Origin of the sequence: Nocardia sp. NPDC051463, from assembly GCF_040681975.1 — a bacterium.
Taxonomy (GTDB): domain Bacteria; phylum Actinomycetota; class Actinomycetes; order Mycobacteriales; family Mycobacteriaceae; genus Nocardia.
The window spans coordinates 85,373-110,006 of sequence record NZ_JBFBAB010000001.1 but is presented as its reverse complement, the minus strand read 5'-3'; the positions used below and the strand labels follow the sequence as shown (position 1 = coordinate 110,006).

The 24,634-nt window shown below is 65.1% G+C and carries 27 protein-coding genes and 1 pseudogene; 16 read left to right on the top strand and 12 right to left on the bottom strand.

The window, feature by feature from the left end; translation table 11 throughout:
• Positions 1 to 12: 12 nt before the first annotated feature.
• Together glpK (AB0M74_RS00510) and AB0M74_RS00505 are read right to left on the bottom strand one after the other, a co-directional pair.
• Positions 13 to 1,533 carry a glycerol kinase GlpK gene (glpK, locus tag AB0M74_RS00510; RefSeq protein WP_364900031.1) on the bottom strand — a complete coding sequence of 507 codons (1,521 nt, stop codon included), beginning with the start codon at positions 1,531 to 1,533 and terminating at the stop codon, positions 13 to 15.
• Positions 1,530 to 1,721 carry a hypothetical protein gene (locus AB0M74_RS00505; RefSeq protein WP_364900029.1) on the bottom strand — a complete coding sequence of 64 codons (192 nt, stop codon included), beginning with the start codon at positions 1,719 to 1,721 and terminating at the stop codon, positions 1,530 to 1,532. The genes glpK (AB0M74_RS00510) and AB0M74_RS00505 overlap by 4 nt, the downstream gene beginning before the upstream one ends.
• Before the next feature lie 257 nt (positions 1,722 to 1,978).
• On the opposite strand from AB0M74_RS00505, the gene AB0M74_RS00500 reads away from it, so the two are divergent.
• From AB0M74_RS00500 to AB0M74_RS00475, 6 genes are all read left to right on the top strand, one after another.
• Positions 1,979 to 2,743, top strand: a complete 765-nt coding sequence (locus tag AB0M74_RS00500) for an IclR family transcriptional regulator (RefSeq protein WP_364900027.1) — start codon at positions 1,979 to 1,981, stop codon at positions 2,741 to 2,743.
• A gap of 112 nt (positions 2,744 to 2,855) precedes the next feature.
• Positions 2,856 to 4,388 carry a glycerol kinase GlpK gene (glpK, locus tag AB0M74_RS00495; protein WP_364900025.1) on the top strand — a complete coding sequence of 511 codons (1,533 nt, stop codon included), beginning with the start codon at positions 2,856 to 2,858 and terminating at the stop codon, positions 4,386 to 4,388.
• Positions 4,389 to 4,472: 84 nt separating this feature from the next.
• Positions 4,473 to 5,318, top strand: a complete 846-nt coding sequence (locus AB0M74_RS00490; protein WP_364900023.1) for a hypothetical protein — start codon at positions 4,473 to 4,475, stop codon at positions 5,316 to 5,318.
• 73 nt (positions 5,319 to 5,391) lie between these two features.
• Positions 5,392 to 6,078 carry a GntR family transcriptional regulator gene (locus AB0M74_RS00485; RefSeq protein ID WP_364900021.1) on the top strand — a complete coding sequence of 229 codons (687 nt, stop codon included), beginning with the start codon at positions 5,392 to 5,394 and terminating at the stop codon, positions 6,076 to 6,078.
• 174 nt (positions 6,079 to 6,252) lie between these two features.
• Entirely contained in the window at positions 6,253 to 6,576 is a 324-nt protein-coding gene (locus tag AB0M74_RS00480; RefSeq protein ID WP_364900020.1) for a hypothetical protein, read from the top strand.
• Positions 6,573 to 6,917, top strand: a complete 345-nt coding sequence (locus tag AB0M74_RS00475) for a hypothetical protein (protein ID WP_364900018.1) — start codon at positions 6,573 to 6,575, stop codon at positions 6,915 to 6,917. The genes AB0M74_RS00480 and AB0M74_RS00475 overlap by 4 nt, the downstream gene beginning before the upstream one ends.
• A 15-nt stretch (positions 6,918 to 6,932) precedes the next feature.
• Here AB0M74_RS00475 and AB0M74_RS00470 read toward each other — a convergent pair whose 3' ends face one another.
• Positions 6,933 to 7,331 carry a hypothetical protein gene (locus AB0M74_RS00470; RefSeq protein ID WP_364900016.1) on the bottom strand — a complete coding sequence of 133 codons (399 nt, stop codon included), beginning with the start codon at positions 7,329 to 7,331 and terminating at the stop codon, positions 6,933 to 6,935.
• 211 nt (positions 7,332 to 7,542) lie between these two features.
• Here AB0M74_RS00470 and AB0M74_RS00465 point away from each other — a divergent pair, with 211 nt between their 5' ends.
• Positions 7,543 to 7,896 (top strand): hypothetical protein, encoded by a 354-nt coding sequence (locus AB0M74_RS00465; RefSeq protein ID WP_364900014.1) that lies wholly within the window; start codon positions 7,543 to 7,545, stop codon positions 7,894 to 7,896.
• Between the two features lie 82 nt (positions 7,897 to 7,978).
• On the opposite strand, the gene AB0M74_RS00460 is transcribed toward AB0M74_RS00465, so the two are convergent.
• Positions 7,979 to 8,500: an ester cyclase gene (locus AB0M74_RS00460; protein ID WP_364900012.1), complete on the bottom strand. Its 522-nt coding sequence runs from the start codon at positions 8,498 to 8,500 to the stop codon at positions 7,979 to 7,981.
• A gap of 150 nt (positions 8,501 to 8,650) precedes the next feature.
• Here AB0M74_RS00460 and AB0M74_RS00455 point away from each other — a divergent pair, with 150 nt between their 5' ends.
• Positions 8,651 to 9,181, top strand: coding sequence for a DUF1992 domain-containing protein (locus tag AB0M74_RS00455; protein ID WP_364900011.1), 531 nt, complete (start codon positions 8,651 to 8,653; stop codon positions 9,179 to 9,181).
• 780 nt (positions 9,182 to 9,961) lie between these two features.
• Positions 9,962 to 10,564 (top strand): hypothetical protein, encoded by a 603-nt coding sequence (locus AB0M74_RS00450; protein WP_364900009.1) that lies wholly within the window; start codon positions 9,962 to 9,964, stop codon positions 10,562 to 10,564.
• Between the two features lie 361 nt (positions 10,565 to 10,925).
• Here the strand turns inward: AB0M74_RS00450 and AB0M74_RS00445 are convergent, their stop codons facing one another.
• The gene (locus AB0M74_RS00445) at positions 10,926 to 11,603 is read right to left on the bottom strand and encodes an RraA family protein (protein ID WP_364900007.1); all 678 of its coding nucleotides are present in this window, start codon (positions 11,601 to 11,603) and stop codon (positions 10,926 to 10,928) included.
• A gap of 105 nt (positions 11,604 to 11,708) precedes the next feature.
• On the opposite strand from AB0M74_RS00445, the gene AB0M74_RS00440 reads away from it, so the two are divergent.
• Both AB0M74_RS00440 and AB0M74_RS00435 read left to right on the top strand, forming a co-directional pair.
• Positions 11,709 to 12,374, top strand: a complete 666-nt coding sequence (locus AB0M74_RS00440) for an alpha/beta hydrolase (RefSeq protein WP_364900005.1) — start codon at positions 11,709 to 11,711, stop codon at positions 12,372 to 12,374.
• 92 nt (positions 12,375 to 12,466) lie between these two features.
• Positions 12,467 to 12,967 carry a Tn3 family transposase gene (locus AB0M74_RS00435; protein WP_364900004.1) on the top strand — a complete coding sequence of 167 codons (501 nt, stop codon included), beginning with the start codon at positions 12,467 to 12,469 and terminating at the stop codon, positions 12,965 to 12,967.
• A gap of 194 nt (positions 12,968 to 13,161) precedes the next feature.
• On the opposite strand, the gene AB0M74_RS00430 is transcribed toward AB0M74_RS00435, so the two are convergent.
• Positions 13,162 to 14,751 (bottom strand): SMI1/KNR4 family protein, encoded by a 1,590-nt coding sequence (locus AB0M74_RS00430; RefSeq protein ID WP_364900003.1) that lies wholly within the window; start codon positions 14,749 to 14,751, stop codon positions 13,162 to 13,164.
• Between the two features lie 333 nt (positions 14,752 to 15,084).
• On the opposite strand from AB0M74_RS00430, the pseudogene AB0M74_RS00425 reads away from it, so the two are divergent.
• Positions 15,085 to 15,966 (top strand): annotated as a pseudogene (locus tag AB0M74_RS00425) (Tn3 family transposase); the annotation flags it as partial.
• A gap of 145 nt (positions 15,967 to 16,111) precedes the next feature.
• Here AB0M74_RS00425 and AB0M74_RS00420 read toward each other — a convergent pair.
• Positions 16,112 to 16,951 (bottom strand): LysR family transcriptional regulator, encoded by an 840-nt coding sequence (locus AB0M74_RS00420; RefSeq protein WP_364900002.1) that lies wholly within the window; start codon positions 16,949 to 16,951, stop codon positions 16,112 to 16,114.
• Positions 16,952 to 17,056: 105 nt separating this feature from the next.
• On the opposite strand from AB0M74_RS00420, the gene AB0M74_RS00415 reads away from it, so the two are divergent.
• The 3 genes from AB0M74_RS00415 to AB0M74_RS00405 all read left to right on the top strand — a co-directional run bounded on the left by AB0M74_RS00415 (position 17,057) and on the right by AB0M74_RS00405 (position 20,348).
• Positions 17,057 to 17,794: an SDR family oxidoreductase gene (locus AB0M74_RS00415; protein WP_364900001.1), complete on the top strand. Its 738-nt coding sequence runs from the start codon at positions 17,057 to 17,059 to the stop codon at positions 17,792 to 17,794.
• Between the two features lie 73 nt (positions 17,795 to 17,867).
• Complete coding sequence (locus AB0M74_RS00410) at positions 17,868 to 18,791, top strand: NADP-dependent oxidoreductase (RefSeq protein WP_364899999.1); 924 nt, start codon at positions 17,868 to 17,870, stop codon at positions 18,789 to 18,791.
• A 138-nt stretch (positions 18,792 to 18,929) separates the two neighbouring features.
• Complete coding sequence (locus AB0M74_RS00405; RefSeq protein WP_364899997.1) at positions 18,930 to 20,348, top strand: ABC transporter substrate-binding protein; 1,419 nt, start codon at positions 18,930 to 18,932, stop codon at positions 20,346 to 20,348.
• Positions 20,349 to 20,357: 9 nt separating this feature from the next.
• Here the strand turns inward: AB0M74_RS00405 and AB0M74_RS00400 are convergent, their stop codons facing one another.
• The 5 genes from AB0M74_RS00400 to AB0M74_RS00380 all read right to left on the bottom strand — a co-directional run bounded on the left by AB0M74_RS00400 (position 20,358) and on the right by AB0M74_RS00380 (position 23,384).
• Positions 20,358 to 21,002, bottom strand: a complete 645-nt coding sequence (locus AB0M74_RS00400) for a LysE family translocator (RefSeq protein ID WP_364899996.1) — start codon at positions 21,000 to 21,002, stop codon at positions 20,358 to 20,360.
• Positions 21,003 to 21,376: 374 nt separating this feature from the next.
• Entirely contained in the window at positions 21,377 to 21,751 is a 375-nt protein-coding gene (locus AB0M74_RS00395) for a hypothetical protein (RefSeq protein WP_364899994.1), read from the bottom strand.
• Entirely contained in the window at positions 21,748 to 22,410 is a 663-nt protein-coding gene (locus tag AB0M74_RS00390) for a hypothetical protein (protein WP_364899992.1), read from the bottom strand. The genes AB0M74_RS00395 and AB0M74_RS00390 overlap by 4 nt, the downstream gene beginning before the upstream one ends.
• Positions 22,411 to 22,490: 80 nt before the next feature.
• Positions 22,491 to 22,916 (bottom strand): pyridoxamine 5'-phosphate oxidase family protein, encoded by a 426-nt coding sequence (locus AB0M74_RS00385; RefSeq protein ID WP_364899990.1) that lies wholly within the window; start codon positions 22,914 to 22,916, stop codon positions 22,491 to 22,493.
• 84 nt (positions 22,917 to 23,000) lie between these two features.
• Entirely contained in the window at positions 23,001 to 23,384 is a 384-nt protein-coding gene (locus AB0M74_RS00380) for an MmcQ/YjbR family DNA-binding protein (RefSeq protein ID WP_364899988.1), read from the bottom strand.
• Positions 23,385 to 23,828: 444 nt separating this feature from the next.
• On the opposite strand from AB0M74_RS00380, the gene AB0M74_RS00375 reads away from it, so the two are divergent.
• On the top strand, positions 23,829 to 24,470 hold the full coding sequence (locus tag AB0M74_RS00375) for a class I SAM-dependent methyltransferase (RefSeq protein WP_364899986.1): 642 nt from the start codon (positions 23,829 to 23,831) through the stop codon (positions 24,468 to 24,470).
• Positions 24,471 to 24,634: the final 164 nt, after the last annotated feature.

The following is a 24,634-nucleotide window of genomic DNA, read 5'->3' as shown; positions in this document are numbered from 1 at the left end:
TGTCGAGGCTTTTCAGTCCTCGCCGTCGATCCAGTCGAGGGTGCGCGCGACCGCCTTTTTCCAGCGGGCGTAGCCGCGCTCGCGCTGGTGTTCACTGCCAGTCGGGTTCCAGCGTTTGTCCTCGTGCCAGTTCTGCACGAGTTCGTCTGTGCTGCCCCAGAATCCGACGGCGAGACCGGCGGCGTAGGCGGCGCCGAGCGCGGTCGTCTCGGCGACCATCGGACGCGACACGGCAACGCCGAGGAAGTCGGCCTGCAGCTGCATACACAGTTCGTTGGCGGTGACGCCGCCGTCGACGCGCAGCACGTCCAGCCGCACCCCCGAGTCGGCCTCCATGGCTTCGACGACATCGCGGGTCTGGTAGCAGATGGATTCGAGGGTCGCGCGCGCGAGATGGGCGTTGGTGCTGTAGCGCGAAAGACCGACGATCGCGCCACGGGCATCGGATCGCCAGTAGGGCGCGAACAGTCCGGAGAATGCGGGCACGAAGTACACCCCGCCGTTGTCCTCGGCTTGGCGCGCCAACGATTCACTTTGTGCAGCACCGGAAATGATGCCGAGTTGATCACGTAGCCACTGCACGGCCGAGCCGGTCACCGCAATCGAGCCCTCCAGCGCGTACACCGGCTTCTCGGCACCGAACTGATAGGCCACGGTGGTGAGCAGCCCGTGGGTGGATCGCACGATTTCGTGACCGGTGTTGAGCAGTAGGAAGTTTCCGGTGCCATAGGTGTTCTTCGCTTCGCCGGGACGGAAGCACACCTGCCCGACGGTGGCCGCCTGCTGATCACCGAGGATGCCCGCCAGCGGCACCGTGCCGCCGAACGGTCCGTCGGTGCGTGTGGTGCCGAACAGCTCGGGGTTGGCGGAGGGGGCGATGGTAGGCAGCATGGGGCGCGGAATTCCGAACAGTGACAACAGTTCTTCGTCCCAGTCGAGGGTTTCCAGGCTCATCAGCATCGTGCGGGCGGCGTTGGTGGGATCGGTGACGTGCACACCACCATCGGTGCCGCCAGTGAGGTTCCACAGCAGCCAGGTGTCGGTGGTGCCGAAGATCGCCTCGCCTCGTTGCGCATCGGCCGCGACGCCGGGGACGTTGTCCAGGATCCAGCGCAGCTTGCCGCCGGAGAAGTAGGTAGCGGGCGGCAAACCGGCCTTGCGGCGGATGATTTCGCCGTGGCCTGCGCTTTCGAGCTCGGCGGCGATGCGATCGGTGCGGGTGTCCTGCCAGACGATGGCATTGCTGTAGGGGCGGCCGGTCCGGCGATTCCACACCACCGTGGTTTCGCGCTGATTGGTGACGCCGACGGCGGCGAAATCTGCGGCGGTCAGATCGGCCTTGGTGAGGGTGCTCTGAATGACGGCCCTGGTGCGTTCCCAGATCTCGGTGGGATTGTGTTCCACCCAGCCCGGTTGCGGCAGGATCTGTTCGTGCTCGAGCTGGTGACGGGCAATTTCGTTGCCCCCGTGGTCGAACACCATGAATCGGGTGCTCGTGGTGCCCTGATCGATGGCGCCGACATATCTGCTCATGACTGCGCCTCGCCGATGCGCGGCTTCGGGGCGCCGAGGTGCCGTGCGTCGATGACGTGCTCGCTCGTGGCGATCCTGAGCGCCCACCCTGTAGTGGTCGGCAACACATTCGCGACCACACCGACTCCGAGGAGCATCAGCACACCCGCGCCGAGTGCTTCACCCACCAAGATCGAGCCGAAGTTCACCGTTGAGTCTCCGTTCGCCGTGCTAGGTCGCGACCGCGACCGTCGATGCGACGTTACGGACGGATTTCGTCATCGGATACACCTCGCGTTCGACAATGCTGAACGATCGAAGCGTCGGCGCGGTGCTGACGCGGCTACTGTTCGGGCGTCGAGAAGGTCGCTATGGCGCAGGTCTTGCCGAGCGACTCGGGTATTGCTCAGAGATTGCCGCGCGTTCGACATTGTCGAACCCCAGGGTTCCGGTTAAGTTTCCGGTTATGCCAGGTCCGATCCAATCGATCGAGCGAGCGGCGGCCGTACTGCGGTTGCTCGCTCGCGGTTCCGGCCGCCTCGGCGTCGCCGATATTGCCGGGGCGCTCGGTCTTGCCAAGCCCACCGCGCACGGCATCCTACGCACCCTGCACGGTGTCGGGTTCGTCGAACAGGACCCGGCCAGCGGCAGGTACCAGCTCGGCGCGGCATTGCTGCACCTGGGCACCAGTTACCTCGACGCCAACGAGCTGCGTTCACGCGCGATCAACTGGGCCGACGGGCTTGCCGCGCGCACCGGGGAGTCGGTGCGGATCGGAGCCCCGGCCGAGGGGACTGTGGTGGTGGTCCATCACGTCTTTCGACCCGACAACAGCGAACAGGCACTCGAGGTCGGGGAGTTGCTGCCGCCGCACGCGACCGCGCTCGGCAAGGTGCTGCTGGCCTACGACTCCGACCTGGCGGCCGCGGTGCGCGGTAGCGACCTGCCCTCGCTCACCCGGAGAACGATCGTCGACCGCGTCCTGCTCACCAGGGCGCTTACCGAGGTGCGCCAGGCCGGATGGGCCGGTGACACCGAGGAATTCCGGCCGGGCGAAGCGGGCATCGCGGCGCCGATCCGCGCCCATGGTGGACTTGTGGTCGGCGCCATCGGCATCAGCGGCCCCGTCGACCGGCTGTGCGACGCGAAGCTGCGGCATCGGCCCGCGCTGGTGGGTCATGTGCTCGACGCCGCGCACGCCGTGTCGCGTGATCTGGGTGCGGGACACTGACCTTCCCGCGCCGTACCGGGTGGTTACTCGACCGCCGTGGGTACGACCCGAATTCGCTCTCCGGCCGTGACCCGCGGATGCGGCCACCGATCCCGACAGGAAGTAGCTGCGGATGACACAACGCTTTGTGCTGGCGATCGATCAGGGCACCACCTCCACCCGGTGCATCCTGTTCGATCAGCGAGCCCGCCTGGTCGGTGTGGCGCAGCGTGAACATCAGCAACACTATCCGCGGCCGGGCTGGGTCGAGCAGGACGCAATGGAGATCTGGCGCAATATCGACCGCATCGTGCCGCAGGTGCTGCGCGACTCCCGCATCACCGTCGATCAGATCGCCGCCCTCGGCATCGCCAACCAGCGGGAGACCACGGTGGTATGGGATCGCGCCACCGGCACCCCGCTGCGCCGCGCCATCGTCTGGCAGGACGTGCGCACCGAAGAGCTGGTCCACGAACTGGCGGCGAAACCCGGTGCGGACCGGATCCGTGAACTGTGCGGCCTACCCCTGGCCACCTACTTCGCCGCACCTCGGCTGCGCTGGCTGCTCGACACCACTCCTGGTCTGCGCGCGCGGGCCGAACGCGGCGAAGTCCTGTTCGGCACCATGGAATCCTGGCTGATCTGGAACCTCACCGGCGGCGTCGACGGCGGCAGCCACGTCACCGATGTCACCAACGCCAGCCGCACCCTGCTGATGAACCTGGCCACGCTCACCTGGGACGAGGAGCTGCTCGGTTTCTTCGACATCCCCGCCGCGATGCTGCCCCGGATCCAACCCTCGACCGGGGACTACGGCACCACGCGCCGCGTCGTGCCCGGCATTCGTATCGCCGCGGCTCTCGGCGACCAGCACGCGGCCCTGTTCGGCCAAACCTGTTTCGCCCGTGGGGAAACCAAGTGTACCTATGGCACCGGCGGCTTCCTGATGATGAACACCGGCGCCGAACTGGTGCAATCCACCCACGGTCTACTCACCACCATCGGCTATCAGATCGGCCCCGAGCCGGTCTACGCCCTGGAAGGCCCGATCGCGGTCACCGGCTCCCTGGTGCAATGGGTCCGCGACAATATCGGCCTGGTGGCCAGCGCCCCCGAAATCGAAACCCTCGCCCGCACAGTGGAAGACAACGGTGGCTGTTACATCGTCCCCGCCTTCTCCGGTCTCTATGCCCCGCACTGGCGCAGCGACGCCCGCGGCCTCATCGCGGGCCTCACCTCCTACATCACCAAAGGCCACATTGCCCGCGCCGTGTTGGAAGCCACCGCGTGGCAGACTCGTGAAGTGGTCGACGCGATGAACGCCGACTCCGGCCTGCAAGCCGAAACCCTGCGTGTCGACGGCGGCATGACCTCCGACAACCTGCTCATGCAGATCGTCGCCGACGTACTCGACATCCCCGTCATGCGCCCCTTCGTCCCCGAAACCGTCTCTCTCGGAGCGGCTTACGCCGCTGGGCTGGCCGTGGGCTACTGGCCGGACCTCGAAGGCCTGCGCAACAACTGGCGCCTGGCAGGACAGTGGATGCCACAGATGGATCCCGAACTGCGTGCCGAGGAATACGACAATTGGAAGCGCGCGGTATCGCTGACCTTCGGCTGGTCACGCTCGAAACGGGCGCGCGATGGCACCGGGCCGGCGTCATGATCTTGTCTCTGACGAAAGATATTGCCGGACAACAGATTTTCCGTTGATACGGCGGCGGCGCGACGAGACGGTCAGAATCAAAGAGTGACCGAATTCCTACTAGCACCCGAGCGGCGAGACGAGCTTGCTGCCCTGCTCGGCGATGACGCGCGGTTTCGGGCCGAGTATCCGACAGTGGCGGACTACCTCGATACCGTCCCGCGGTTGCCCGGCAGCGGTGATGACGAGGCCGATCGTGCGTTCGACATTCGACTGCTGCATTACATGACCGGCGGGCCGAGCGACAACCCGTATTGGGACATCGTCGCTCCCGCTGTCACTGACCGGGCGGGGGAGCCGGGTCGGGTGGTGAACGGGGGGCGAGACAACGGAAGCGCGCGACTGGGGTACGCACAGACCGTTCTGCAGGCTGCCTATGCCTACGCCATCCCTTCGCCGGAAACCCTGAGCTGGATCGCGCAGGTGTGCGGAGGCAGGCGGGTGCTCGAAGTCGGGGCCGGTCGCGGATACTGGGCCGCTCAGATTGCCAGGGGCGGAGGCGAGGTGCTCGCATTCGATTCCGAACCCCCCGGCGTTCACGACAACGTGTCTTTCCCCGTTGCCGCAGGTCAACCCGCCACCTGGAGTCGGGTGGGCGATCTGGAGGAACTGTCGGCGCTGCGCGCCGCGAGCGCCGAGGGCGCGGGTGTACTGCTGTTGTGCTGGCCGCCGGGCTGGGGTAATCCGATGGCGTCGGAAGCGCTCGCGTCCTACCGGCGGGCAGGGGGTGATCGCGTCATCTATATCGGCGAGCCGCGCGGCGGAAAGACGGCGAACGACGCCTTCTTCGAGACCCTCGATGCCGAGTGGCAGCTGCTCGATCAGGATTCGAACTTCGTCGCATGGTGGAACCTCGACGACACCGCGCAGTGCTGGCGCCGACGCTCCTGACTTTCGGCGATTCCGCATTGTGTATACACAGCGACGTATACACTTCGGCTCACGCTGTCGAAAGGACCTCGCGATGCCGGAACCCGCATACGTTGCCATCGCCGGCGAAATCGCGAAGCAGATTCGAACCGGCAAGCTGGCGCCCGGTACCCAATTGCACAGCTATTCGGAACTGGCCGAGCGGTATGAGGTCTCGGGTGTTGTCATCCGTCAGGCGGTCGCACTGCTGCTCAGTCAGGGGCTTGTCCGCACTGTGGCCCGCAAGGGAACTTTCGTCTCCGAGCGACCCGATCTGGTCCGGGTATCTCCCGAGCGGCAGTTCGAAAGCGCGGAGGGTTCTTTCGGCAACGAGTCGGATCGTCCGGTGTGCGTAGATCGCGATGTCCGCCGACGTCCAGCGGGCAACCTTGCGGAGCTGCTCGGCATCGCTCCCGACGACGAGGTAATGCACGTGATCACCCGCGTCACCGAGGATGGGCGACCGATCTCGATCTCCGATACCTTTCAGCCCGTCGACCACGTACAGAAGGCCCCGGCGTACCTGGAGGAGACGATCACCGACCGGCCGCCGGTGCCTGAACACGCGACGTGGTTGGGCACCGCCGCAGGCGAACTCGTCAAGACCGTGCACCAGAGATTCATCAATGCCGCCGACGAAGTGGTGATGATCTCCGACGTCAGCTATCCGCGCGATCGGTACAGCGCCTTCGTATTCCGGATGAGACTCGATCACGACCCGGAGGTGGACGGTTTCACATAGCAGACCGATCGGGAGTTGGCCCGTGATCGCTCCGGGTCTCGACAAGAGCGGCCCCCGGTGGTTCCAGCCACCGGGGGCCACAAGCACCAAAGCGGTTCCAGCCGCTTCAGCCTTTCGTATACCTCAGAAGATTGGGCCCCCTGAAGCATGTCCAGCGTAGCTGGCCGGAATGCGATGAAACGCGCGATCGGATTCCTCCGGCGCGACATCTCCGGCGACGACCGGGAGGTCGAGGAAAAAGCGATCAATGATCTCGCGGCGGCCGAGGGCTACCGGCTCGACACCATCGTGACTGTCGGCCCGGAAGTCCCACACCCGTTCAGCCGGATCCTGGTGGCGGTGAGCAGAACCGACGCCGACGCGGTGATCACACCCAGCCACATCCATGTGGCCGATTTCGCTCGTGCGCTGCTCGTGGTTGCCGACTTGATCATCATCACCCCGCACCAAACCTTGCGCCGCGGCGTGCGGCACAGCACAGAAAGCGACCGGCCATGACCAGTTGGCAGTGGATTCTCGTCGTGCTGATAGTCGTCGCGGTCACCGCGGGCGTGCTGTTCGCGACGTCGGTCCTCAACGAACGCCGGGAAGAGCCGATTCCCTACGAGTCTCGCGATCGTGTCGACCGTGAGGCGTTCTGTTCGCTCGGATGGCCCACGGCCGATGCCCCGCCGCAGGATGCGGCCCAGGCCTTCAGCATCGATGAGGCACACACATTGATGCGCACGCACCGGGACTGCCGAGTCGAGTCGTGCCCGTGGAAGCGAGTTGCCTTCCAAACCCTGGTCGCCGCCGGACGGATCAAGCCCGACCTCAGATCCGAGCGTTACGCGCGGTGACCAGGTACCCGGCGGCTACCAGTCGCGGACGGACTCGGCGCCTTCGATGAGGCTTTCACGGGCCCAATCGAGGTCGAGTCTCAGCTCGGCTTCCGCTTCATCGAGGATGTGGTCGAGGGCATCGAAAAGATCCTCGCGGTCGGCGGTGTCGATGAAGGGATCCTGTTCCTCGAGGATGTTGAATGCTTCTCCGTACTCGCGGCCGATTTCGGTTATTCGCCCGATGGTCGGATCGTCCGACAGTGCGGCAAGCACCGCCCGACGCGTCGACTCGTATTGCGCCAGCGCCTTCCGGTACTGGGTGCGGCTGATGTGATCTTCATTCTCCCAGCCGCGCAGTGGGTTCCCGGTATTCTCCGCAACCGCATCGGTAGGGGTTGCGGCCGGGGAAGTCAGCTCGTTCGTGTCGTTCATGCCGGTGATCGTATTGATCCGGAGAGCGTTTTCCGCACCTGGTGATTGCGCCGAGCCTCGGACAAGTCGGCGCGGTGGCAGCGCCCGAAGGGAAGCCTCGTCCACCGTCCGGACCGAGCGCTCCATCGCGGACGTATCGCGAAATTATCAACATGCCCGCACATCCTGAAGCTGCCGGATCACCGGTGAGTGGATGGGATGGAGTGTTGGGATGAACAACCTGAGCCGGTTTGCGGTGGTCGGAGCCACCGGACGCGCAGGGCGAGAACTTGTCGAGGCGCTGCGCCGCGAGGGGCACGAGGTCGTCGAGATCGGTCGATCCGACCGGACGCCGCGCGGCATCGATGTCGTCATCGATATGTCCAGCGCGGCGGCCGAATTGTCGGCATCTCGACTGGGATTGCAGGAAACAGTGGCGGCGGATACCGAACGCGAACTCTTGCCCCATTGCATCGCCGGACCCTTCGCCGACTGGCTGGCAGCCAACTCCGGCGGGCAGGCCGAATGCACCGTTCGGACTCCGTCATCGGCGCACGGCGCGATCGCGTCGCTACCTCGACGGTGACGCGCGTCGTGTTCGCTGGTGCGGGTCCTCGCGCTCGAGCAGGACGACGGACTTTCTCCCCGCACGCGGCAGCGGCGGTCGGTCAGGTTACCGGGCTACGCCGCCGCCGAGCACGCAGCGCTTTGGTAACCGGCGCAACGGAATTGACGAGCATGAACATCAACCGCTCGGCCCTCGAACCTTGTGCGGGCATGATCGCCAACTGCCTGGCGATCTCGAGGCCGTTCGCGATTGCGGTGTTCGCCGCGATCGCGCCATCGTGCACGACAAACACGTCGGTCCCGAGGATATTCAGCGCGCACCCGTTGGGTGCGACCCCGATCAAGGGCTCGGTGCCGTCGAAGGTGCCCCACATGCGCCAGTGCACCGCTGCTCGGTCATCTTGCTCGGTCACCGAGATGATCTCGGCCCGAAAATCGGGCACCGCACGATGGATCGCCCGGAAGTAGTCGACAACGTCCTCGGGCGCGCGCAGTCGGGCGATCCCGACGAAGTCATCGATCGCGCCGGGCTGCCAGCACGCTGCCACCGTCTCCCAGTCCTGCGCCGCGATCGCCTCGATGTACCGACGCGCGACAGCGCCGGGGTTCGTCGGTGTGGTCATCCTGCCAGTCTCCTCTCGTACCGAGCCTGCTCCCCACCGTGCCGAACACAAGCACCCGCCGAGGGCGGTTTCGATGAACATTCTTCGCACGGCCTCCGATTCCGCACCTCGGTAATATCGCGGTATGCACGTGCGGTCGACATGGTGGCGATGACCGAGCGCAAGCCGTTGGGCATTTCCTTCGAATCGTGGATCGACAAGCAGATCCGCGAGGCGACCGAGCGTGGGGAGTTCCAGAACCTGCCCGGTGCGGGAAAGCCTATTCCCGGGGCCGGTGGCGTGGATGACGAGAACTGGTGGCTGAAGAACTACCTCCGGCGCGAAGGTGCGAGCGCTGATGCGATGCTGCCGCCGTCATTGCTGCTGCGTCGTGATGTGGAGCGGCTGCCGGAGGTCGTGCGGGAGTTGGACACCGAACAGCAGGTACGCGAGACAGTGACCGAGCTCAACCGGCGGATCGTCGAATGGCTGCGGCTGCCGACCGGGCCGCACGTTCCGGTCGCGCCGGTCGCTGCCGACGACATCGTCGCGCAGTGGCGCACCGAACGTGGCACGGCACAGCCGAACACCGCCGTGCCGATGAAAGCGATTCCACCGCAGCACGAATCGGAATCCATAGCCGAGCAGGCGAGTTGGTGGCGGCGCATCACGCGGCGTACGAACCGGGGAACTTCCCGCTGAGAGTCGAGCGCGGAGCACAACGGAGTTTGCTCGGCGGCAGCCGGCCTCGACGGGCGGCGCAACCGTCGCTGGATGGCGATCGGCCCTGGTAGCGACTCGCCTGCCGCCAACTGCATCAGATGGGCGCAATCCGGAATATGGTCCTGGCAACGGGCTTTCGCGCCCCATGTCAGCGGACTCGCCGGGCTGCCACGCACCGTCGAGCATCGCGGAGGTTCGGGTTCGCGATCCGCCGACGGTCCACCGCACGGAGCGCGGCCTGCTCGTCTCGCGCCGCCACCACCCGAAAGCCCCGGCCGGCAACGCAATCACCATCGCCACCACCGCCATCGGTTTATCTCGTATCCGCGCCACAAGCCCTGAGCATGCCCGGATGACGCCGTCGAGCGACCGCCCGGCGACCTGCCGCGCGGTCGCTCGAGCTGCGTAAAGCTCTGAGGGGGCAGCCTTTTCATCGGCATCGGGGTCTTCGGCGTGACGAGCTCGTCGTGGAATCGATGCCTTTGCCCGGTCGGGCGGCATCGGCGGGGGATGATGGCTGCATGTCATCGGATCTCGCCGCGGTCATTCGGGCCTGCTGTCCTTTCGGTGACCAGAACTCGAACACATGTGTGATAGTTCCACTGCCGGGCGTTTGCTCGACATGATGGCCCGCGCATACCGCCGAACAGCAAAGACAAGTAGCTGACTACTCGCGATCACGGCCGAACGCTGGTGTCGAATGGGATCTGGAAAGCCAACGGACCCGTGCGTTGGCGAAGTTCGATGGCGGGAGGCGCCATGGCAACCTACAACGTATTCCTCAGCGACGTCTTCGGAGTCCTACAGCCCGCCAGCAAGTTGATCGACGTCATGAATCGGCTGAAGGGCTTCTTCGATCCGATCGCCACGCAGGCCGGGTTCGCGGACGGCGCGCTGATTCTGCCGGTGCCCGCCGAATTCGCCATCGACGATAGATTTCTCGAGGTGCATTTCATCCCGGACGACCTCTCGGCGATCGAGAAATTCGCGAACGATCAGGGTGCGCCGTTGCTCGGGGGTAGAACGTTGATCAGAGCCGTGAATGGTTCTTCGCAAATGCTATCCGAGGTCCGCGGGCTCGGCCACAATGCAGAAATGCTCGCGAAGTTGGCGTTCCACGAATGCATGCACAACAAGCTGAATCGGAGTGGCAGCCAGCTACATCCGGGGCCGTCGATCGTGAATCCGGCGCTCGGGTTGGCGAGCGCGGAACTCGACCAGACGACAGTTATGACCGTGGCGAACACGGCGGAGATGGCCGCGGCGCTGAGCACACCGAGGAAGCAATGGCCCGGCGTGGTTCCCTTCCTGGTGCAACGCCGACTCCGCAAGGAAGCGGGCGACCCATTCTGGAATACGTAGTCGGCGACACAGATAAACACCGACCAGGGGTCGCGGTAGCTATCACCCAAACGTGGACCAGCGGACGACCCCCGCAGAAGCGCCAGCTCCTCATCCCCGAACACATGTGGCGCCACAAACCCCAGCCCACCGACCAACCTCATCGGCCGCCAAGTCAACGACCAACCACCCCGCACTGCAGCCCAACCACGAAGTCACCCCAACCAGGAGCTACGCCCGCATCCGCCCGATTTTCGACGATTGCTACCCGGAACCCTATTACGTCCGCCCGGTTGGACGTTCACCTCGGTGAGATCGACGACTACGTCGCGAAGAACCGAGGCGCCTGACGACGTGCTGCGGATTCGACAGTGCGCCGGAATCAGGACAGAAATCGGAGTGACGACGGCTCACCGTCCAGCAATAGCGCGGTGTGTTCGGCGACATTGAGTCCATCGCTCAAGGTCGATCCTGCGTTCAACTGTGCAATGACGGCTGCTTCGGCGGCTTTGACGGTTGCCGCCGCGTCCAGGAGAGCCTCGGCACGGGCGGGATCCACGACGACGACGCCTTCGTCGTCGGCGAGGATCAGCTCACCAGGGGCCACCGGGACGCCGCCGCAGGTAATCTGGATCTGCAGTTCGCCGAGGGCTGCGGTGGTGCCTGCCATGGGGGTGACATAGCGGCTGCAGATCGGGAGTTCGCAGGTACGGACGTAGGTGATGTCGCGGTAGCCGCCGTCGATAATGATGCCACCGAGTTTCCGGGCGAGGGCGCCGCGGGCGAAGGGTTCGCCGGCCAACGCGATCTCCCGACCGCCGTCGACGACGACGACGACGACGATGACATCGCCGGGCGTAGCGGATTCGATGGCGCGCAAGACGGCGAAGAAGTCGTCTCGGCATCGGACGGTGTATGCGGGCCCGAAATCATGGTGGTGGCGGAGCGGGCTCGAATGGCGCTGTGCAGCACGCGCGTTGCCTTGTCGGCGTCGCAGAGTGCGGTGGTGTCGACGGCAAGGAATTTCGCGCGGAGCTGGTCGTGCGGCATCGCCCAACACCCTTCGGGGCTCGACGTGTGTGATCCAGGTGGCATCGTACGGTCGATGGCACGCCGGTAAGGTTCAGCCGAACGGGGGACTGTCGATGAAAGCGGGTCGGTGCTGATGCTCGCGCGGATTGTTCGATTGGCCGTCGTCATGGTGTGCGCGGCAGTCGGTTCGGTCGCAGGCCATGCGGCCGCGACCCCCGCCGTTGGTCGAAATCCGGTGTTGGTGATCGGCGGCTACGACGCGGATCAAGAGAAACTGGAAAGCCTGCGGAGTTGGCTCGACGCGCGCGGGTATGCCGCGTATTCGATGGTGCTGCGCGGCAACCCGACCGGAACCGCGGCGATCGCCGACTCGGCGCGGGCTGTGTCCGACAAGGTTGCGGAGATCCGGCGCGAGACCGGCGCGGTGCACGTCGACCTGGCCGGCCACTCCATGGGTGGCCTGGCCCAACGGCACTACACCAAGTTCCTCGGCGGATCGGATCAGGTCGGCACCTACGTCGACTTCGGCACGCCCGAACTCGGTGAACCCCTTGGATGGCTGTGTGCAGTGTGGTCTGAGGGCTGTCGCGACATGGCTCCTGGATCGGAGTTCCTCACGAACTCAACGCTGACCCCGCAGTGCCGCCCGGCCTGCCCGCCTATCACTTGTTCACCGAAGGTGCCGGGGGAGAGACGAACTCACTGCCGGGGGCTACCAACAGGAGCCTTCAGTCGTTCTGTCCCGGACGGCAGGTCGGCCACGCCGACGAACCTGTCGACAGCGCGGTACGGGAGCTGATCGATACCGCACTGCGGGGTGGGCCGCTCACGACCAGCTGCCCGTAGCGCGACCAGCGCACCGGACGACATCATCGACTGGTCATCGCTCGGATGTCCGTTAGCGGCTGGGCGCGTCATCAGGACTATCACGCTGCCCGGTTTCTGTCCGAACCCGAACTGCGGCAGCAGATCACCGCGATCACCAACCGGGTGGAAACGTTCCACGGGTTCGCCGCGTGGCTGATGTTCGGTGGCAAGCTGATCGGTCACAACGATCCCGTTCACGAGGAACGGGTGGTGAAGTTCAACGAACTGGTCGCGAATTGCACGATCTACTCGACCGCCCTGCACATCACCGACGACGCCAACGCCTTGGCCGCGCAAGGACATCCGGTCGACCCCGACGACCTCGCCACCATCACCCCCTACATCACGCGCACGATCCGCCGCTTCGGCGACTGGGTGCTCAACCTCACCCCACCCGAGGGGGAGCCGATCACGCGCCTGGACCTCGGGCCGCGCGCTGTTCCCGACCGGCCCTGCCTGACATTCGGACCGGCTACAGCCGCCGACCAACGGTTGCGGGCACTCAACCTGGATCTGATGAGATAGCCGTTCATACTCTGCGCGATAGTGCGACCGTATCTGTCGGAAGGTGCGTCCGTAAACGGTGGTGCGTGGGCGCGTATTCCGATCGGTTCGCGTCGCCCAGCCGCGATCGGACCAGGCACGCATCAGCAGGTCTAAACCGGTCGGAGGTCGTGGGTGTAGCTCCGATCACCCAGTACGAGATATCGAGGAACTCGTCAGAGCGTGCCGCGCACGATCGGCAGCGAAGCGGTGACGGGGTCCACGCCGAAACCTGCGGCCCAGGTGATTTCGTCGTCGAAGGCGGCGTCACCCGCCAGCTCCGCGGCGGCCAGTCCGGCGGGCACCGCGTCCCGATCACGCAGCAGCTGCCACTGCCGCACGGTGGCCACCAGCACCCGCAAGGTCGGAAGCGCCGCGACCGCCTCGAGGTCCCAGACCTCGATCTCCGAGACGTCCAGGCGTTGCAGCGACGGCAGTGTGGCCAACGGGCCGATGTGCACGGGCTCGGTCGCTCCACGGAGAGTGAGGTCCCACAGAGTCGGGTGGCCCGCCAGCGGCTCCAGATCGATACGCGGTGCGGTGAGCTCCAACTGTTCCAGCGGAACCGTGTGCGGCACGGACAGCTGCACCGATTCCACACCGCGCACGCGCAGCGCCCGCAGCAGCGGCAGCGCCGCCAGTTCCGCGGCGTCGAACGAGTCACGACCCTCGACCGTGAGACCCTGTACGGCGATCGCACCGGGAAGCTCCGCGACCGATTCATCCACGCCGCGCAGGCACGCCCAAGCCAGCGGATGGGGGTTGTCGTACTCCTCCAGCACCGACTTGCCCGCGCGCAGCGACTCGACTGTCCGCCGCAGCACTGCGAGAACGGAATCGTCCCGCCGGACTGCGGAGGAAGTCCCGTCGGGTTCGAAATCGATCACCTGTCCGGACACGCCGATCGGGCCAGGGTCGAGGTCGACAGCGGTCACATCGCGGTCGTAGGTGCCGATAATCAGCCATTTCGGGCTGCGCGAGACTCGGCGCACCACGCCGTGGGGCCAAGATTCGAACACGCTGCTTCCGCGGCCGCCGAACAGCGAGTCCGGCCACGCTCCGATGGTGCCATTGCCGTAGTCCAGGCCGGCCGTCTCGACGTCATCGTTGAGGTGGGCCGCGGCGACGGTAGCCAGTGGCAACAGCCGGGTGAACGCCAGCAGACCTAGGTCATCGTCATAGCTCACCACCCGATACAGCGCACGCAGCTCCTCCGGCAGCCGGAAACCGATCCGCGTCTCGGCTGCGACAATCTCGGCTTCGGTGTTCCCGCCGCCCAACTGCGGCGTGTGGCCCTCTTGCCGAGTGCGCAACTCCACGTACTCGCGGACCAGGTCGGCCACGGTCGCGACCAACTCCGGATCGGTGGGGCGGCCATCGGGGGCGGCGTCGGTGACCGGGACCGGGACCGGGATAGCATGGCCGGGATAGCGGTAAGCGGGGTCGCAGATCACCTGTCGGGCAAACTCCCACTCGAAGACGTCGTAGTAACGCCCTGACTCGCAACGGTACTGGAACTCATAGCTATCGCCGAACAGCCGCAGCCGCATCTGCGTCATGTCGTTCGCCTCCGCGCCCAGTTCAGCACGCACCGCCGCCGATATGAGCAGGGGGTCCAGACGCACCGGTCTCTGCACGCCGACCATGTCGCGAGTCCACGCGCCGTAGCCGCCGACACCGTTGTGCAGCTCCACCGTTCCCACTGTCGCGCCGCTCGCCGCGAACTCTCGTGCCAGCTTCTCGACCTGTTCGATCAATTCAGTCATATGGCTCACCCCAGTTCCGTATCATTTCGTCGCCACCCCCACGGCAAGGTCGGACTCCCAGCGATGGGAACCCGATGCGATGCATTCGGCTCGGGCGCCACTGCTGACTTGGAACAGTTCACTGCGGTAGGCGTGGGCTGTCCGCGTCGGTGGTTGCCGTACCGAGGTGAGTGTCGAGCCCAGGGGCGAAGTGGCAGAGCTCCTGTGGTGTGTTGTGGCCTTGTCGGTCGGAGACTTTTGTATGGGTTGGTGCCTTCGCGTCGAGCGTGGCTGGTGGTTGGCAAGTCGCATTGTTCGTCCGGTCGGTGGCTGATGATCGGGGTTCCGGTAGTAACCCACGCCACCGGCAAGCAGGCCCGCAGCTCGGATCTGAAACGCAATCTCATCGCGGTCCTGCTTGGCAGGCGCGACCAACCTCGGGCTGTACAGCATGGCCGACGCCTGCGGCATCTCCAACGACATTCTGCGGTGGACCGAGGAAGGGGACGTGCGGGAGGATACGCTGCGCGCGGCGAACCCTGACGACGGGCGTCTACCGCCAAAGGCTGCCGCTCACCGCGACTTTCGACGGCGGCACCCTGTCCTCCAGCGACAGGCAGCGGTTCCCGACTCGCGGCAAGTCGATCACCGCCCGCACGGTCCCGCATTTCTTCGCCGACCAGAACTTGTCGACCCACACTCACGTCACCGATCAGCACACCATGTACGGAACCATGGTGATCGTCACGACGCGGCGCGAGGCGCACTACGTGTTGGACGAGATCCTGGGCAACGCCAAGGGTCTGCCGATCACCGGACATGCGACCGATACCCACGGGGTGACCCTGGTCAACTTCGCGTTGTTCGAACTGCTCGGCCTGCAGCTCTCGCCCCGAATCCGGGATCTGGGCAAGATCACCCTGTACCGGCCGAGGTCGCGCTCGGAGATCGAGTCGCATGCCATCTCGAGACCAGGCCGAACAAATGTGGCGCCTGACCCTGGCGACGAATGCGGTAATCGTTTGGGCAACAGAATATTTCGGTCTCGCGGTGGAGCAAATGCGGCGCGAAGGCCGCCGGGTCGACACGAGGTGCCGGCGCATGTGTCCCCGGCCCACTGGGGAGAACATCAACTACTTCGGCGCGATCGAGGTCGATATCGATATCGACGCCGAGCTGGCGCAACTCGGGCCGACCGGCTATCGACCCTTACGAATGCGCGACACACTGTTCTGATATCTGACGTCACCGGTCGTGCTCGACATTCAGCTGTGGCCGTTCAGAACCGCACGCCACACGGCATTTCCGGATGCACCCCGAATCCGGATGTACCCCGAAAGATCGCTGATGCTCGGTACGGCCGGCGAACAGTGGTGTCGGGTTAGAGGCGTGTCGCGGTGTGGACGAGGTCGGCAACGGCCTTGGATCTGCTGTGTGGTGGCCAAGCGATGACGGTCGTGACGGCCGGTGCGTCTGGCACGGGCACGACGGCATGATCGTCGCGCAGCTGGGTTCGCAGCGATTCGGGCACGACCGCGCAGGCCAGCCCGAGCGCGATCAGTTGGAATAGTTGAGTATGGTCGCGCACCTGGGGGCCGGGGCCGTCCGGATAGCTGCCATCCCGTCCAGGCCAGCGCGGCAGGGGCAGGTTCGCCAAGGTGGTGACCTCGGCCAACGGCACATGCGCCCGGTTGGCAAAGGGATGACCCGCGGGCAGGACCACGACCTGCTGTTCGGTATGCAGGTCCTCGGTGTCGAATCCGGCTGTCGTGTCGTACGGCCGGTGGAGCAGAGCAACATCGGCACGCCCGTTGCGCAGCAGACTTTCCGGCTGGCCGGGCCCGCACAGCATCACCTCGACTGCCACGGCGCCCGGTTCGGCGGCGTAGGCGTGCAGCAGCTTCGACAACAGTTCTCTGGACGCTCCAGCCTTGGTGGCCAGCACCACACCGGGCCGGTCGGCCGCGGCACGACGGGTGCGCCGCTCAGCGGCTTCGACCGCGTCGAGCGCAGTCCGGGCCTCCCGCAGCAGCACCGCCCCGGCCTCGGTCAAAGTGATTGCGCGAGCGGTACGGTGCAGCAGGACGACTCCGAGCCGCCGTTCGAGCAGCTGGATTGCCCGCGACAGCGGTGGTTGCGCCATCGCGAGCCGTTGTGCCGCCCGCCCGAAGTGCAACTCCTCGGCGACGGCGACGAAATATCGCAACTCCCGCGTCTCCACCAGGTCATGGTAACCGGCGATGACCACGACCAATACCCGTGCGGTATCGCCGCCCACCCGATCGGTCTTGGACGCTGCACCCGCAACCGCAGCAGGATCGGTGATGTGAGTGAACAGACGATCGCGCTGGTGACCGGCGCGAACAAAGGAATCGGATACGAGATCGCCGCTGGCCTGGGCGCGCTCGGCTGGCGAATCGGTGTGGGTGCGCGGGATCGGCTCCGTCGTGACACCGCGGTGGAGAAGTTGCGCGCGGCCGGGACCGATGCGTTCGGTGTGCCGCTCGACGTGACCGACGACGCAAGTGTGACCGAGGCGGCCGGTTTCATCGCCGACCACGCCGGAGGTCTGGACGTCCTGGTCAATAACGCGGCAATCGTCGGCGATCATCCACAGACACCCACCACGGTAGATCCCGCGACCATGCGGACCGTCGTGGAAACCAATGTGATCGGTGTCATTCGCGTTACCAACGCGATGTTGCCGATGCTGCGCGATTCCGTATCTCCGCGCATCGTCAACATGTCCAGTAGCGTCGGCTCTCTCACCCTGCAAACCACGCCCGGTCTGCCCAGTACCGAGATCGGTTCTTTTGCGATCACCGCATACATGGCATCGAAGACGTTTCTCAACGCCGTCACGATCCAATACGTCAAAGAGCTGACCGACACCAATATATTGATCAACAGCGGTTGCCCGGGTTTCACCGCGACCGACCTCAACGGTTTTCGCGGCGTCCGTACACCGCAACAGGGTGCGGCCATCGCGATTCACCTAGCGACCCTGCCCGACGACGGCCCGACCGGAGGATTCTTCGACGACGCCGGAACGGTGTCCTGGTGACAGACGCACTGGTGGCCACCATTTCGGTTCTCGAAGTCAGTCGCGCGTCGCGTGTCGCAGGAGAAGCACGACAATGACAAAGGCAGTCAGATACGACAAGTTCGGCGGAATCGAGGTCTTGCGGGTCGACGAGATCGACCGCCCGGTGCCCGGGGACGAGCAGGTCCTCGTGCGGGTCAAAGCGGCAGGCATCAACCCTGGTGAGGCAGCCATCCGATCCGGCGCGATGGCTGAGATCTTTCCCTCGACCTTTCCGTCCGGGCAGGGCAGTGATCTCGCCGGGGTTGTCGCGGAAGTCGGCGGCGGAGTCGACCGATTCTCGGTCGGCGACGAGGTGATCGGGTTCTCCGAGAAGCGGGCCGCTCAGGCCGAGTTGGTCCTGGTCGACGTCGACAACCTCACAGCCAAACCGAACGACGTACCTTGGGAGGTGGCTGGCGGCCTGTACGTCGCCGGGGTGACTGCCTGGGGGGCAGTACATTCCGTGCAACTCGACAAGGGGGAGACCGTTGTCGTCTCCGCCGCAGCCGGAGGAGTCGGCTCGCTCGCCGTTCAGCTCGCGCGCCGTGCCGGAGCCACGGTCATCGGCCTGGCGAGCCAGTACAACCACGAGTGGCTGCAAAGCCACGGTGTGATCCCGGTCGTATACGGTGACGGCGTCATCGACCGGATGAAGGCAGCCGCACCGGGCGGCATCGATGCCTTTATCGACACCCACGGCGGCGGGTACGTCGAACTGGCACTGGCTCTTGGTGTCGCGGTCGAGCGGATCGATACCATCGCCGATTTCGCCGCGGCCGCGAAGTACGGAGTCATGACCGAGCCCGGAACGAACGCCAGGCCGGGCGCTGAGGTACTCGCCGAATTGGCCGCCCTGATCGCTGAGGGACACCTCGAAGTCCCGATCGCGAACGTCTACCCGTTGGCACAGGTCCGCCAGGCCTACACCGAACTCGAACGCCGACACACCCACGGCAAAATCGTGCTCGAGCCCTAACCCGTACCAACACAATGCAGCCCGCTCCAAGTGCAATGCTCAACCGCAAGATAAATCCCGCCGGGACTGTCCAGTCGGCCACCCCGGGGACCGCTTCAACCCAGCACCCGTGTCAGGGTCCGGCCCGAGCTCGAGCGGGTGCTCGCGCCGGCCCACCAGGTGAAAGAGGCCGCGCCCGAGACACCGGTATCTACGACCCCAACGGCATGGGCGCGATGTTCTTCGCGGTCCTGGCCGTCGCCGGGCAGATCGAACGCAACTACATCCGGGACAAACCCTCGCGGAGCGAAGTCGTTCGTCGACGCCTGGAATTACGGCGCACTCGCCACCAATGCGCAGCCGCAGGGTTCGATGGTCGACCCGATCCTCGGATATGACGAGGTATCAGCGGAAAAGCCGACGGCACAGACGATGTCGGGGCTGAAAGTCGTCGACGACCGAACCTTCACCGTGGAGTTGAAGCAACCGTCTATCGATTTCGAGACGGCGTTGGGCTTCATCGCGTTCTATCCGCTACCCGAAGTGGCGTTCAAGGACATGAAGGCCTTCGGTGCGAACCCGGTCGGCAACGGGCCGTACAAGTTCGAAAGGTGGGAGCACAACGTCAAGATCGATGTGGTGCCCAACCCGGATTACCGAGGCGGGCGCCCCGCCAAGAACAAGGGCCTGCGATTCGTGATGTACCAGTCGTTCGACACGGCCTACTCCGATCTGCAGGCAGGCAACCTCGATACCCTCGACATCATCCCGGACTCGGCGCTCTCGACCTACAAAAAAGAGCTGGGCGACCGAGCGATCACCAAGCCGATCGCGTACAAAGCATGCCTCGGCATCCAGACCAATGTTCCGCACTTCGGCGGCGAGGAGGGGCTGCTGCGTCGCAAAGCGTTGTCGATGGCAATCAATCGAGAACAGATATCTGAGAACATCTTCCAGGGCCTTCGGAAGCCCGCGCGGGATTTCACCGCGAGCACCCTGCCCGGATTCAACGGAAATCTGCCGGGCTCCGAGGTATTGCGGTACAACCCGGAAGAGGCCAGGAAGGTGTGGGCGCAGACGGATGCCATTTCACCGTGGTCAGGTCGTTATGAGATCGCCTACAACTCCGACGGTGGCCACCAAGCGTGGGTCGAAGCGGTCGCGAACAGCATCAAGAACACCCTCGGCATCGATGCGGTCGGTGCGCCGTATCCGACGTTCAAAAACATTCGAGATCTGGTGAATTCGAGGACCATCGGCAGGGCGTTCCGTTACGGCTGGCAGGGCGATTACCCCACCATGCTGCAGTTCCTGACCTCCATGTACTACAGCTTCTCCACGATCAACAATGTCGACTACAAGAACTCTGAGTTGGACGCCCTGCTCGATGCCGCGCTCGCCGCTGCGACCTTGGAGGAGTCCTACAAGATCGTGGCCCGCGCTCAGGCTCTGCTGCTCGCGGACATGGCCGACATCCCGCTGTTCGATTACGTTGCTGCCGCGGGGCGGTCGGACCGAGTGCGGAAGGCCGAGCTCACCTGGAACGGACTGTTCGACTTCGAAGGAATCGAGAAATAGCCGCAAGGCTCATGGTGTCTCGGACAATGCCAGCTTCACTCCGAATGCCAGCAGGACCGAGCCGGTCATCGCTTCCATCGCCCGTTTGACCGAGGGGCGGGCTATCCATGTCCTCGTGAACTGCACGCCGAATATCAGCACACTGAACCACAGCATGCCTTCGACGTCGTGAACCACCGCGAGCGCCACCCCCATGGCCAGGTGTGGCGCCTCCGGCGGGATGAACTGGGGCAGCATCGCGATGTAGAAGACGCCGATCTTCGGATTGAGGAGATTGGTGGCCGCGCCGCGCGCCCACGCGCGCAGCAGACCACCGCTCGCGTCACCTTCGGCGTGGTCGGCGTCGGTGGTGGACCCGCGACCGCGCCACAGCGTGACCAGGGTCTTCACACCGAGCCAGACGAGATACACAGCGCCCGCGATCCGCAACACCGTGTAGGCCAGATGCGAGGTGGTGAGCAACACCGAAAGGCCGCACGCCGCGGCGGCGCCCCAGACCAGCACACCGGTCCCCACACCGAGCGCCGTCGCGAAGGCGTGGCGGGAGCCTCGGACAATGGCTGCGCGCAGCACCAGTGCGGTATCCACGCCGGGAATCAACGTGAGCAATCCTGCCACAGCGGCGAAGGAAATCAGGCCCATCCAGACACTCATGGACTCAACTTACTTGCCTCAGTACATCTTCCACTCGCTGTGCACGCCAGCCCCGAGCGTCGGGTCCGGCGAACGACGTTGGCGTTACTGACGCTCGCCGATCGTATGGTCGTCGGTCAGGTGGACGACCAGGGTCCGTGCAGGCCCCGCCCATGGCGTCGAGCATTCGATGGTTCCGGATCCGGCAAGGATTATCCCGGCGGTGGTGAGGATGAGTTCGGAAGGCTTCGTCGTCGATCTCTGCCACCGTGCGCTGGTTCGGTCAGACGCCTGAACACCGGGGATCTCCACTATTTTCGCAGGTAGGGCACGTCTTGGTCGGCGTTACCCTGGCAATGCCGATACCCGGCACACAGCACGGCCCGTGCCCCGAACTACAACGGGTCGGAGATTTCGGGCCTGGCGTCGAAACCTTCAGGCCTGCCGCGGTGGGATGCGGCGATCAGCAGCGCCACTACGCCGACGAGCACCGTGTGCGCGGCCCACAGTGCGAGCCACGGCAGTAGGAAGCCCTCGTCGGTGGACTGGCCGCGATCGCCCACGCAGTACAGTGTGAAATTTGTCCCGGTGCCTTCGGAGTCGACGAAGGTATCCGATACGACCATCGGCTCGGTATACGGCGCGGTGCAGAACAACGGTGCGGTCAGCTTCGCCTCTCCGGGCCAGATCGCAATCGGCAGTAAGCATCCGACAAGCGCGGTGCATCCGGCGATCACGGCGAGGACCCCCGCCAGTTTCCCGAGCCTCATACTCGCTGCACCCGAATGAATACTCCGGCGTTGTCGAACTGGGCGACCGCCGCGGCACGAGGCGAGGTGACGTTGACTGTGATCCGAATGTCGCGGGTGAAGCGATTCGCCAAAATCGTTGATACATAGCCCTGTTCGAGACCGCTACGCGCGAGTGCAGTATCGACTATGTCCTCGATCCGCGACAAGCCGGTCACCTCGCTGACCGCAAACGTCTCCCCGTCCAGGTTATCGGACGCCGACACCTGGACCGGCGTCGGTTTGCTCAGCGACCTCTGACCGAACGTGTAGTCGTCGAGCTGCTCCGGCTGCTGCGGCACCCGAATACGGAAGTGCGCCATCGCTTGCGGGCCCGCGAGGTCGTGTTTCTCGCTGAAGAATCGGGTGAGCTGGGTCGGTTGATCGGGCACGACGATCCGCAACTGCGATGAGTTCGGCGCGGTCAACAGGATGACGTTGGTCTGAAAGTCCGCCACCCCCAAGCGCTCCCGCAATGCCTCGATCGCCGCGGCAGGCAGTGCGGTCACCAACCCGCCGCCCCGTTCGTGTACCAGGTTCTCGAAGTCGCCGCGATCGACTGCACCGATGCATCCCGTGGCGGCCAGCGCGACCACGCAGGCTCCCAGCACCGACGTACGCCATCTCCGGCTCTGCGTCATACGGTGCATGCTAACGGGAATCGGACGCCGGGCCATCGGAACCTGAACGGCCGCGCTCGGTGACACGGTGGAGAGGTGAGTCAGTTCAGCCAGTCGCCGATACCACTGACCTTGGTGATGGTCACGTGGATGAGGTCACCGGCACCGGCCGCCGGATCGGACAGGAAGTCGGAGTCGGGTCCGATGTAGAACTTGGCCAGCCGGTTCAGCAGCTCACGGCCACCGGGCCCGGCCACCATGGCATTGCCCTCGACAACCGCATATTCGGCAAGACCGTGGTCGTCGATCCGGCCTGATTCATAGGACACCGCGACGCGGGGATCGCGCTGCAGGTTACGGACGTAGCGTTTGTCCAGGCCCATCGACCCAATGGTGAGTGCATCGGCCTCGGCGTGCGTCCACACGCAGCGGACGTGCGGTGAGCCGTCGGTGTTGGTCGTGACCAGATGGGCGAGCAATCCGCCGTTGATCGCCTCCACAACCTTGGCAGGCAACGTAGTTCGCATACCCGAGATTAAACCGTCGGCACGGCCGCGGCAGCCGCGATCGCTCGTGCCGAGCCGCCGCGGGCGCGATGGACGCGAGCCGGACTACTGGTCGGACGTGCTCGGGTGATCGTGCAGAAATTTCGGCACCACCATGCGCCACGCGTCGAGGACGAGTTCGCGCATCTCCTGCTCGTCGATGGCGGCCGTCCAGCAGTCGACCCAGTTGTAGCGCTGATCCGACACCCGCGGCATTCGGAACTTCTCCGGTTCGGCCGCGATGAGTGCGGCGCGTTCCTGCTTGGGAAAGGCGAAGCCCATGATCGACTCGTCGCGGGAGAAGGCGAGATACACGATCCGACCGACGCGGAACTTGACGCGGTCCGCCACGATCGCCTCGTAGGAACGGGGGAGGGTGAGTGCAAGTCCGCGCACGTCCTCGACGGTGACCATGCACCGATCGTGCCACTGGGCACCGACAACTTTCATTTCGCGTTCCTCCGGCGTCACCCGGCGGTATCGTCCGTGACCTGAGGCATTGGCTGCTCGGAACCGCTGTCACCGTCGAGGAGGTCGCGATGCCGCGACGCAATTCAGGCCGCACCCTGTGGCGCTCCCTGCTTCGTGGATTGATCCTGTGCGGAGCGTGCTTCGGCGGATCGGCGCGGTGCTACGCGGAGTGGGCTCGCGCCAACCCCGTCGACACACAGCCTGCCGTGCGGTGGGATTGGTCGGTTCCCCACGAGTGGTACGACATGGCGCATCGTCGATGATGGCTGTCGGGCTCCGGCGTACCCGATCACCGCAATGGACTCCGCGTCTTCGTCCCGCGCCTTACATAGCTCCACGGCCGCATCGGCCTCTGTCATCTGTGCCAGGTATCAGCGAGATCGGCATTGACATCAATCAAAGTCGAGGTTGGACACTGGAGGCATGATTCAATCCGCCGAGTTCTGGAATTCCGTCTATGACAGCGGTGCTGCGCCATGGGTGATCGGAGAGCCGCAGCCCGCGATCGTCGACGTGATCGCGCAGGGCCTGGTGCGCGGCGCGGTGCTCGACGTCGGGTGTGGAGCCGGTGAACACACCATTCATCTGGCCCGGCTCGGCTATGACGTACTCGGGGTGGATCTGTCGCCGAGCGCGATCGCCTACGCCAGAGCCAATGCGGACGCACACGGTGTCTCCGCGCGCTTCGAGGTTGCCGATGCGCTGGATCTCGGCCGAGCGCCTCGCTACGACACCATCATCGACAGCGCGCTGTTCCATGTCTTCGCACACGACGACGGTGACCCGACCGACTACGTCCGCAGTCTGCACCGGGTGTGCAAGCCCGGCGGGCTGGTCCATGTCCTCGCCCTCTCGACCGCCGAACCGGGTTTCGGTCCACGCATCGGGCGCGAGGCCATTACCGACGCGTTCGGTGGCGGCTGGGTGCTGGAGGAGTTGCGGCCCGTTCGCTACCGCGGTCGTGTCACCGAGGTGGTTGTCGAGGCCGAGCAGCTCGGACTCGCCCCGGGCAGTACGGTCGACGAAGCGGCTTGGTTGGCCAGGGTGCGCCGCGTCGAGCAGTAGTAGCTAACGGCGCGCGGGCCTAATTGTGTTGTTACACCGATGTATTCGAAGGACGAGGGGATGCGGGGGCTATGCTCTGCCGCCGATGGCCTCCGCTACTGATCTCCGTGTGCCCCAATGTGATTCCCAGCAATAGGAGCGAACTCTCGAGTCGACGAACAAGA